10 protein-coding genes and 3 pseudogenes are annotated in these 8,918 nt (G+C 66.6%); 9 read left to right on the top strand and 4 right to left on the bottom strand.

Annotated elements, in window-relative coordinates:
* The first annotated feature begins 355 nt into the window (after nucleotides 1-355).
* The 3 genes and pseudogenes from EAO76_RS11590 to EAO76_RS11580 form a co-directional block, all read left to right on the top strand.
* The gene (locus tag EAO76_RS11590) at nucleotides 356-1,141 is read left to right on the top strand and encodes a MarR family transcriptional regulator (protein ID WP_148835846.1); all 786 of its coding nucleotides are present in this window, start codon (nucleotides 356-358) and stop codon (nucleotides 1,139-1,141) included.
* Nucleotides 1,142-1,298: 157 nt separating this feature from the next.
* On the top strand, nucleotides 1,299-1,805 hold the full coding sequence (locus EAO76_RS11585) for a DUF6624 domain-containing protein (protein WP_148835845.1): 507 nt from the start codon (nucleotides 1,299-1,301) through the stop codon (nucleotides 1,803-1,805).
* Between the two features lie 45 nt (nucleotides 1,806-1,850).
* A pseudogene (locus tag EAO76_RS11580) lies at nucleotides 1,851-2,003 on the top strand (IS1380 family transposase); the annotation flags it as partial.
* A gap of 112 nt (nucleotides 2,004-2,115) precedes the next feature.
* Here EAO76_RS11580 and EAO76_RS11575 read toward each other — a convergent pair.
* Both EAO76_RS11575 and EAO76_RS11570 read right to left on the bottom strand, forming a co-directional pair.
* Complete coding sequence (locus EAO76_RS11575) at nucleotides 2,116-2,739, bottom strand: hypothetical protein (protein ID WP_148835844.1); 624 nt, start codon at nucleotides 2,737-2,739, stop codon at nucleotides 2,116-2,118.
* A 171-nt stretch (nucleotides 2,740-2,910) separates the two neighbouring features.
* Nucleotides 2,911-3,444 carry a hypothetical protein gene (locus EAO76_RS11570; RefSeq protein WP_148835843.1) on the bottom strand — a complete coding sequence of 178 codons (534 nt, stop codon included), beginning with the start codon at nucleotides 3,442-3,444 and terminating at the stop codon, nucleotides 2,911-2,913.
* A 353-nt stretch (nucleotides 3,445-3,797) separates the two neighbouring features.
* Here EAO76_RS11570 and EAO76_RS11565 point away from each other — a divergent pair.
* Nucleotides 3,798-4,423: pseudogene (locus EAO76_RS11565) on the top strand (transposase); the annotation flags it as partial.
* 398 nt (nucleotides 4,424-4,821) lie between these two features.
* Complete coding sequence (locus EAO76_RS11560) at nucleotides 4,822-5,193, top strand: hypothetical protein (RefSeq protein ID WP_148835842.1); 372 nt, start codon at nucleotides 4,822-4,824, stop codon at nucleotides 5,191-5,193.
* A 290-nt stretch (nucleotides 5,194-5,483) separates the two neighbouring features.
* On the opposite strand, the gene EAO76_RS11555 is transcribed toward EAO76_RS11560, so the two are convergent.
* Nucleotides 5,484-5,711, bottom strand: a complete 228-nt coding sequence (locus EAO76_RS11555; protein WP_148835841.1) for a hypothetical protein — start codon at nucleotides 5,709-5,711, stop codon at nucleotides 5,484-5,486.
* Nucleotides 5,712-6,313: 602 nt separating this feature from the next.
* Here EAO76_RS11555 and EAO76_RS11545 point away from each other — a divergent pair.
* On the top strand, nucleotides 6,314-6,550 hold the full coding sequence (locus tag EAO76_RS11545) for a hypothetical protein (RefSeq protein WP_187438565.1): 237 nt from the start codon (nucleotides 6,314-6,316) through the stop codon (nucleotides 6,548-6,550).
* A gap of 702 nt (nucleotides 6,551-7,252) precedes the next feature.
* On the opposite strand, the gene EAO76_RS11540 is transcribed toward EAO76_RS11545, so the two are convergent.
* Nucleotides 7,253-7,792 carry an SMI1/KNR4 family protein gene (locus EAO76_RS11540; protein ID WP_187438564.1) on the bottom strand — a complete coding sequence of 180 codons (540 nt, stop codon included), beginning with the start codon at nucleotides 7,790-7,792 and terminating at the stop codon, nucleotides 7,253-7,255.
* Nucleotides 7,793-7,881: 89 nt separating this feature from the next.
* Between EAO76_RS11540 and EAO76_RS11535 the strand changes: the two are divergent.
* From EAO76_RS11535 to EAO76_RS46040, 3 genes and pseudogenes are all read left to right on the top strand, one after another.
* Nucleotides 7,882-8,184: pseudogene (locus EAO76_RS11535) on the top strand (transposase); the annotation flags it as partial.
* Nucleotides 8,184-8,546 carry a hypothetical protein gene (locus EAO76_RS11530; RefSeq protein ID WP_148835849.1) on the top strand — a complete coding sequence of 121 codons (363 nt, stop codon included), beginning with the start codon at nucleotides 8,184-8,186 and terminating at the stop codon, nucleotides 8,544-8,546. The pseudogene EAO76_RS11535 and the gene EAO76_RS11530, both read left to right, overlap by 1 nt.
* 91 nt (nucleotides 8,547-8,637) lie before the next feature.
* Nucleotides 8,638-8,918 (top strand): transposase (locus EAO76_RS46040; protein ID WP_262375392.1); only part of this gene is annotated, 281 nt, incomplete at its 3' end.

The raw sequence follows: 8,918 nt of genomic DNA, 5'->3' as shown, positions 1-8,918 counted from the left end.
GCCCCTCCCTGACCCGTAACGGCCAGCAAGTATGACTAATCGTGACCGAGTTGCGGCGCAGGGTCACGGCTGTCTACGGTGCGGAACGTAACGACCCCGGACGCGGTGTWGRMAGCACCGGCCGGGGCCTGACCCCAAGATCGATCCGCTGAAAGGCGATCCAGTGGCTGTTTCAGACCATAGCTCTGCCCTGTGCGCGCCCGCATCCTCGCGCGYCCATCCGAAGGCCCGKCMGGGYTACGGGAAGCGTTCSGTGCCGGAGCAACGTCCGCCGCTCGAAGGCGATTTCGCATTYCTGCCCGACCGCGAGCGGCACATCGCGGGTTACATCGACGCACTGCCGGACGGTGCGKTGATGGACGTCAAGTCGCTGGCCAAGGTCCTGCCGCTGTACGGGCAGACGGCCGTCGGCAGCGCGCTGAGGGCCCTGAGCGTGGCCGGTCACCTGCGCCGCGTACGGGGACTGGGCGGAAGTACCGGCAGGGGCAACGAGGCCGGTGGTCAGGTCCGTTGGGTCACCCGGACCTACTGGTCGCGGATCGCCCACGACAACGAGTGGTGGAACGCCTTCCTCACCGCCGAGGCGCAGCGCTCGGAGGCCGGTGAGGGGAGTGGGGGCGAAGTGCCCGTGACGGTGCCTGCGCCCGTGCCTGTGGTGGTGTCGGTTCCTGAGCAGCGTGCCGAGGAGCCGTGTCCTGAGCCGGAGTTGGTGCCGGTGCCGGGGTCTGGGGGTGGTGAGGAGCGGCAGCCCTCGCGTGCCTTCGTGGCTCTGGCGCGGTTGGGGCGGGTGGATGAGCGGTTGGCGCTTTCGGCGGTGGAGTGTGCGGAGTTGGAGCCGTTGGCGGCCGAGTGGTTCGAGCGGGGTGTGGATGCGACGTATCTGAGGGGTGCGCTGACCGCTGGGCTTCCGGAGTCCGTTCGTTCGCCCTTCGGGCTGGTCCGTCGTCGACTGCGCGACAAGCTTCCGCCCCGGCTGCCCGTCGTTCCCCGGATCGAGGCGGAGGTGCCGATGTTCCGCACGATGGCCGTGTGCACCGAGTGCGAGACTCCCGGCCGCCCCGAAGCGTTCCGTGACGGCCTGTGCAGGCCCTGCCGCCAACCCGAACCCGGAACCGAACCCGGAACCGACCCGGCGCCCTGACCGCCGAGCGGGAGGCTTCGGGATTTGGGGGTGGATCCATTATCCCCACGCGGAGGGGTGCCCGTCACCGTTCTCCGGAATGATCTTTACATCTGGTTTGCGCCCCTAGGCTTGCAGGCGACAGAAACAAATCACCTATTCGACAGGGGAGTTGAAGGTGGCGCACGACATTGCCGCGCTGGCGGTGGAACTCACCGACATGGCCGCGGCCGATCAGCGGACCTCGATCCGCGCGCACAGCGATGACTTCGCCGAGCAGCTGGAGTGGCGGCGGCTGACCGCCCGGCACGGCGACCGGCTGGGCGAGATCATGGACGAGTACGGCTGGCCGACGGCGGAAACGGTCGGCGAGGAGGCCGCGAGCGCGGCATGGCTGATCGCCCAGCACGCCGACCGGCAGCTCGACATCCAGCGGCGCGCCCTCCACCTGATGCAGCAGGCGGTCTCGGCGGGCGCGGCCGGCCCGCGCGAGCTGGCCTTCCTGCGCGACCGCACACTGGTCAACGAGGGCCGGAAGCAGATCTTCGGCACCCAGATCGCCGGTGTGAGGGACGGGGCACCCGTTCCGTGGCCCTGCGAGGAGCCGGAGCGCATGGACGAACTCCGTGCGGAGGTCGGCATCGAGCCCTTCGACGAGTACGTCGCCAAGTTCGCGATGAACTGACGACCGGCGCCGCCCGGCCGTATTCAGACCGATCAGCCCGTCCCGGCTGCCGACCACATCACCGCCACTCGCCTCGCCCTGGCTCAGCTGCCCAAGAAATACTGGCGGGGACGGTGGACACTGATCCGCTGGGATTCCGCGGGCGGCATCCACGAGTTCGTGGCCTGGCTGGCCCAGCGCGGACGCTGGTTGTCCTACGACGACGCCCGGGCCCTCAACCTGCCCGGCTTCAGCCACCGACAACGAAACGGGCCCCCGACCCCGTCGGCGGCCCATCACGAAAGATCGAGGCCAATAGATGCCCCGAGAGTTACTTCGGCACCGTAATGCACTCGGGCGCGGACCAGTCGCTGGCACCGTATTCACTCTCGGTTTGAACTTGCACTTGGAAACATTTGTGCTCGCCCGGAGAAATATCTCTCCAAACGTACGTGTTAGTGCTGGCGGGCACGAACTCGCTGGTGCTGCCGTCGCTGACTGCGTAGTTGTGAAGCCACTCCGCGTCGGAGTGCATCCATGTGATTGTCACGCCGATTCCCGGCAAAACGCTGACGCTGACAGGGTCAGGGGGAGCCGGTGGATCGGCGCTCGCCCGGGGTGCTGCTGCTGCAAGACCGACACCTGTCATAACGATCGACGCACCAAGAGCAGCGAGGCGTTGCTTCGTCCTCTTCATAGGTCCTCCTGGAAATAGGTCCTCCTGGAATCCTCCCCTCACATTTTCCTCCGTATCTTTTCCCTCCGCATCTTTGATACCGTGCCCAATTCGCGAATCCAGATTGGAGTATTGGCCATCCTGCGGTGGCTGCATCTGCCTTGAAATAACCGAAATGACGGGCAGCAGCATTGGCGCCTGCACCTCTCGAAGGGTCACAGTTGACTCTGTGTCACCTGTCACGTTCGTGCCATCCGGGGTGCCCAGGTGAATGGTCATCAGCCCCACGGCGGACCCGGGACTCTCATCCACGAACTACGCCGTGTGTCGCGGGTGGGCGTCGCACAAACGCGCCCTCGGCTTTGCGCTCCTCGCCGTGGCGAGGAGCGCAAAGCCGAGTATTCGGGAACTGGCGAGGTGGCTGATGCCCGATTTCCAGCCCCCGCCCCTTCAGCGGTTTTGACCGCCCTGGCCTTGTCCCTGGCCCGGGGCACAGGCAGCGTCGAAGGCCCTGGTGAACCCGTCCCTGTAGCCGTCCGCGTAGGCGTCCTGGCGCAGGCTCTGTCGGATTTGCGGTGTCCCGCAATTCGTGCTCTGCGCCGCCGCCTTGCCTGCGATTTGACCGTCTGCAAAGCCCTGTGCGAAGCTTTGCCCGATTTCCGTCTTCGATTCTTCCTCGGTGATGAACGGATCCCCGCATGCCGTGGAAGCTCCACCGCTGACGGCCGTGAAGTTGCCACGCACCGCCCCTATGGTGAACGACCCGGCAGCGTTCGTCGTGGTAACTGCCTGAAGTGCTCCATTCTTCAAGATGTTGACCGGAGAATTCGCGAGGAAGCCGCTGCCGTCCAGCGTGAACTGGCCGATGCCCGCAGGTGACAACGAGCACGCTGCCGTGGGAGCCGCAGATGCCGTAGTCGCCGTGAGACCCACCCCTCCAGCCACCAAAACCGCCGACGCAGCTAGTCCGAGTATCTTTTTCATCTTTCTCTCCGTCCGTTCCAGTCGTGTGTTGATGGTGGTGCCCGCGACGAGGTGCCGGCCCTGGCTGGTTTTTTGTGCCCACGGATGTAGCCCGCGAGCCAGCTCATGTCGGGCTTTTGGAATCGCCACGAGCTGGAGCTCAGCAGCCGGATTCGACTGCTTGCAGTGGCGGCACGTACTCGTGCGTCCTCTTCCCAGAGGACGACTCCAAGCTTGCGTTGTCAAACGAGAGGAATGTCGTTTAAGCGTCCATGAAGTTCCCCTTGATCGTGGACACCTGGAGACTGGGACCTGAGTGGTTCCAGAGGAAGCAGTGGCCAGGTGGGAAGCAAGTACACGCAGCGGTACTTGGAGCACTGGCGGTCGCGCTGGGCGGGGACTGTCTCGCGGACGTCGCGATGCTTCGGTGTGAGCCGGCCGTCTTCGGCCCGGTCGCTTCCGCCCCGACCATCTCCCGCCTGATCGACGCCCTTTCCGCCTCCGGCGAGAAAGCGTTGCGGTCCGCACGGTCCGAAGTACGCCATCATGCCTGATCGTTGGCCGGGGAGAGGGCCCCGGACACCGACGGCCAGGTCACCGTCGACATCGGCGGCGAGGCATGTGACGGGGCCTGGGGCGCCGAGTTCACCGGCAAGGTCCTCACCGCAGGCCCAAGGGCATGCGACTGATCGTCCGGAAGGAACGACCCCATACTGGCGCCCAGTTGAGGATCACGGCTGCGGACGGCATGCGGATCACCTGCTTCGCGACCAACACCCCTGACCGGCCGATCGCCGAGCTCGAACTCCGTAACCGGCTGCGGGCCCGGGCCGAGGACCGGATCCGGGCCGCCCGATCCACCGGCCTGCGCAACCTGCCCCTCCACCGGGCAACCCGGAACAAGGTCTGGCTCCAGATTGTCCGGATCGCCCTCGACCTGCCGGCCCGGATGCCCATGCTCGCCCTCACCGGCAAGGCACGGCTCCGGGAGCCCCGCCGCCCTTGAACGGCTCGTGCTCCTGCCCAACCCCGGCTGACCGGCAACCTTCCACCGTTCCGACGACAACAGCACCCGCCCCGGGCAGTGGAACCCGGCGCCCACCGACGCGACAGCCGGGCCGTCGACCTGCCCACCACCAGCTCCTGAAAGCGAAAGGGCCCACCGGCTCCGTCGGCAGACCCTCACGAAAGATTGAGGTTAATCTGCTGACACTATTCGATGAGCGGCACGAATTCATCTGATTTTTTATCCGGCAGGGTCGGAGGATTTGGTTTCACATAAAGGTGGCAACCGGAATGCCGGATACTCGTTGCTCACGCGTTGATGATGCGAGAGGGTTGGGGCGGCAGGCGAGAAAGGGCGACTGCGCCGATTTCACCGAGCAAGGGGGAGATTTCATGAGGATGAAGAACGTGGTCCGGTCCACCGCGGGTCTGGCTGTCGCGCTGGGTACGGTGCTGGCGCTGGGTACGGCCCCGGCCTATGCGGCGAACAAGAGCATCACCCTCAACAACCGTGGCACCGCGACCTTCACGGACAGCGGGGACAAGTTCACCGTATGCGACACCAACGCGGATGGTCACGGCGTCCAGATGAGCCTGTACCGCGTCTCCGACAACAAGATCATGTGGACGATCACCGATGGCGGTGACAGTGGATGCGACAGCAAGACGTACGACATCGTGGGGTCCACGCAGTACTACATGCACCTTTGCTGGAGCGTTCCCGGCGCCGCGTGCGTGAAGTCCTCCAATTTCAGCGAGAGCTGATCGGATCGTAATTTTTAGCGACTGAAGTATTCCCGCCCCCGGTAATCGATCGGGGGCGGGAATATTGATGTTCCGCTGGATTGATGAGGCCCTTTTCGGGCCCCGGTTCGGGCCGGCGCGGGAACACGGCTCCTCGGCGGGCCGGGCCCGCGCGGTGACCTGGGCCGGTCGCGTTGCGCGGCCGATCCGGTGAGCGTGCGGGCTCTGAAGGAGGGGCCCGGCAGGCCCGAATCCTGGATGACGACGGGTGGCCTCCGGCTGCCGGGGCGGATGCGCCACCCGACCGGCGGTCAGCCCGTCGGGGTCACGGGGAGGCAGATGGCGTAGACCACGTAGGAGCCCGAAGTACCGGCCGAGTTGTTGAAGGACAGCGTCCAGGTGTTCTCGGCGGACGGGTAGGACTCGTACGGCTGGACCGTGAGGTTGTTGCCCCCGAGGGGCGTCTTCATTCCGCCGCCCGTGATGACGGTTCCCGGCGGGCAGGTCGCGGTTCCCGTGTTGAGTCCGGACGTCAGCATGTGGGTTTCCTGGACGATCTGGGTCGGCAGGGTCGGTCCGGGGGGCCCGGGAGGTCCCGGAGGGCCGGGCTTTCTGTGCGGGCAGGTGTTCGGGTAGTTGCCGTCCCCTCCATGGCCGTCCCCGCCGTCGGCCGCGGCCTGGGTCGACATCGCTCCCATCAGCAGCGCGGCGACCAGCGCGGGCAGGGCCGCACTCCGCAGCAGGGCTGTGTGTTTCCGTTTCGATCTGTCCTCCCTGGGAGGTTCGGCTTTCGGGCTCACCCCCATGCATGAGGCAGGGGCAAAGGTGGGCAAGGTGCTTGAAATGTCTTGGATGTGAGGATCTGAACACGGGCGGGGCGGCTCCGCCAGTGAGGGGACCCAGCGGCAGTAGATGAGGGCGCATGGGGGTGACGCCTGCGGCGAAGGCCGGTCGGGTCCGCAACCGCAGGCGTCGTGGCTCGCGCGGTGGCCGCCCGCCGAAGTCCGACAGGACCGACCGGAAGGGCCGGACGGGGAACGCGTCCTCCCCGCAGGGCTCATCCTCGTAGCCCATGGGGCCGGGGTGCTCTCCCCCGCGGGGCGGGCCGGGTTCGCCCCGCGGGGGAGAGCACCCCGGCCCCATGGGCTACGAGGATGAGCCCTGCGGGGAGATCGCGACGGCGGCGAAGTCCCTGACCAAGAAGCCAGGCGCCCGCCCTGCCATCCCGGTCGAGGAAACGGCGGACATCATCTACGCCATCCTCAGCCCAGAGCTCTTCCTCGTCCTCACCCGCGACCGCGCGTGGTCACCGACCAAGTGGGAGCAATGGGCGTACGACACCCTCAGCTCTCAGCTGTTGGTCAACAACGAGCTCTGATCGACTCGGCCTTTGAGGGCGGCATAGTCCGCAGCCGGCCGGGGCCGATGCATCGGGGCTCCGATCGTGATCGAGGAGACAGGCCCCAGGTTCTGTCCGGCCGATCTTGGACTGTGGGAGGATACCGTCCGTGACTTGCATCCGAAGGGGCCGTGCCGCGTAAAACACCAGTTTCACTTCGGTCGCGGGAACGCGGCTGGGGAAGACCCTGGGTGCGGTATCGCGATGTCCCAGGTCTGTCGGGGGCGGCGAACGCCGCCGTTCGTGTGCTCGAACGGGAGCGATTGTCTCCGGGCATCGTGGCAGTGTCGTTGAGCGTGTGGTCCGTGCGTGTCCACGGCACCAAACGTCGGTGGAGGCAATGGGAGGCTGAGTTCACCTGCCCTTGCTGCGGCGAGGGGTGGGCCCGGGACAAGCTGCGAGACGCTCTGTTCATGCTTCCGCCAAGGGTCGCAGGCGAACTCCGGGTGCAGGTGGAGCGCCTGGACGCCGTGCTCCTCGGGCGGACGCATCACGAGCCGATGGCAGACCAGGAGTTGGCGTGGTGGCATCGAAGGTGCTGACCGTGCCCATGCCGCCCACTGATTCGTTGAAGATATGTAGGCTTGTTCTACGGCGCGGATGGGACGGCCGAAGGCTGAGTTGACGTTGTCGGACGAGGAACGGGCCGCACTTGCGGGGTGGGTTTCCCGACTCGGAACACTAGTAGGGCTGTTCGTTGGCCCACGGTCCGACCCAGGATTCGTCCCGCAGTTGCCGTGCTGCCATGAACTTGTGGGTGAGGCGCCCGTCGAGCCATGCCTGGATCCACTGAGGGAAGGTCAAGGCAAGTTTGTGGCGGTCGCCTTCCTCCCACCACCACATCTGGCCCTCGGGATGACGACAGTCGAGCAGCGCCCACATCGCGCAGCCGAAGTCGCAGAAGAACAGCACACCTGGTGGCGGGGCGGGCGGATCTTCCGGGTCCAGCTCGGCGTTCAGGTAGTCGAGACAGCCGCTGGCCATGCCGATGTCCTCGCCGTGCAGGGGCGAGAAACCGAGGAACGGACCGACGCCGCCGTCAGCGATCTCCAGGTAGAGACGACGGACCAGCGGCGGCAGCCGGTAACCGGTAGTGCGCTCCACATCCTCAACCGTGTCCAGCGAGGCGGGTTCGGGTGTCGTCAGAGTTGAGGCCAAGTCGGTGGGTTGTCCCGCCTTCACGCGAGCGCGGACGGCCTCGAACAGTTCGTCATCAGTCACTGAGTGATCTTCGTGTGTCCGTGGGGGAGCTGGCCAGGGCCTGCCCGGCGGGATCAGGGCGCATACGGGCGGCCGCCGTCACCTTCCGTGTCAAGAAGATCACAGACGACGAGGACGACCTGCTGGCGTTCTACGACTTCCCCGCCGAGCACTGGATCCACCTGCGCACCACGAACCCCATCGAGTCCACCTTCGCGACCGTCCGCCTGCGGACCGAGGTCACCAAAGGCGCCGGCTCCCGGGCGGCAGCCCTCGCGATGGTGTTCAAGCTCGTCGAGTCCGCCCAGACCCGCTGGCGGGCCGTGAACGCACCCCACCTCGTCGCCCTGGTCCGCGCCGGAGCCCGCTTCGAACGAGGCCACCTTGCTGAGCGTGAGGAGCCGGCAGCATGATGGACGCGCCCGATCCGCTGACCGACGAGGAACTTGCCGAGATCGAGGAACTCGCCGCCGCGGCAACCCCGGGCCCCTGGCACGTGCGCCAGCTCGACGACGAGTCCGCCATGAGCCTCGTAGCCATAAGCACCGTCCCCGACACGGGGAACGGCGAACGCTGGCCCCACTTCGACCATCGCCAAATCGTCGCTGCCACTCTGGTCCAACAGCCACGCTATGCCGACGTCGCGGATGAACGCTGGGACGAGAACGCCACTTTCATCGCCCAGGCCCGCCAGGACATCCCCCGCCTGATCGCCGAGATCCGACGCCTCCGGCACCTCCTCGACTCCAAGGATCAGAAACCAGAGGAAGGCTGACCGGCACCACTGATCCACAGGAATTGACAATTACTCCAGTGGGCCTGCCTGGAACCACTGCTGCCCGGGGCGCGAGCCGGGACGTCCGCCGGTGTGGAGCAGGCGGCAGCTGAGCGACGGAATACGGTGGCGGACCCGAACCGGAGCGCCGTGGAGCGATGTCCCCCAACGGTACGGACCCTGGGGCCGGGTGTACGACCTTTTCCGCCGCCGGCAGCGGGACGGTGTCCGGAAGCACATCCTCAGGAGTTCGGCGGGGCATCGCTCCACGGCGCTCCGGTTCGGGTCCGCCACCGTATTCCGTCGCTCAGCTGCCGCCTGCTCCACACCGGCGGACGTCCCGGCTCGCGCCCCGGGCAGCAGTGGTTCCAG

This window comes from Streptomyces sp. sk2.1 (assembly GCF_008120935.1).
Classification (GTDB): Bacteria; Actinomycetota; Actinomycetes; order Streptomycetales; family Streptomycetaceae; genus Streptomyces.
This window is presented reverse-complemented; position numbering and strand designations above follow the sequence as displayed.

Coding starts and splice junctions, on each gene's coding strand:
- EAO76_RS11530 (WP_148835849.1), top strand. CDS start 8,184: ATGGACGCGCCCGATCCGCTGACCGACGAGGAACTTGCCGAGATCGAG.
- EAO76_RS11570 (WP_148835843.1), bottom strand. CDS start 3,444: ATGAAAAAGATACTCGGACTAGCTGCGTCGGCGGTTTTGGTGGCTGGA.
- EAO76_RS11560 (WP_148835842.1), top strand. CDS start 4,822: ATGAGGATGAAGAACGTGGTCCGGTCCACCGCGGGTCTGGCTGTCGCG.
- EAO76_RS11575 (WP_148835844.1), bottom strand. CDS start 2,739: ATGACCATTCACCTGGGCACCCCGGATGGCACGAACGTGACAGGTGAC.
- EAO76_RS11545 (WP_187438565.1), top strand. CDS start 6,314: ATGGGCTACGAGGATGAGCCCTGCGGGGAGATCGCGACGGCGGCGAAG.
- EAO76_RS11590 (WP_148835846.1), top strand. CDS start 356: ATGGACGTCAAGTCGCTGGCCAAGGTCCTGCCGCTGTACGGGCAGACG.
- EAO76_RS11555 (WP_148835841.1), bottom strand. CDS start 5,711: ATGCTGACGTCCGGACTCAACACGGGAACCGCGACCTGCCCGCCGGGA.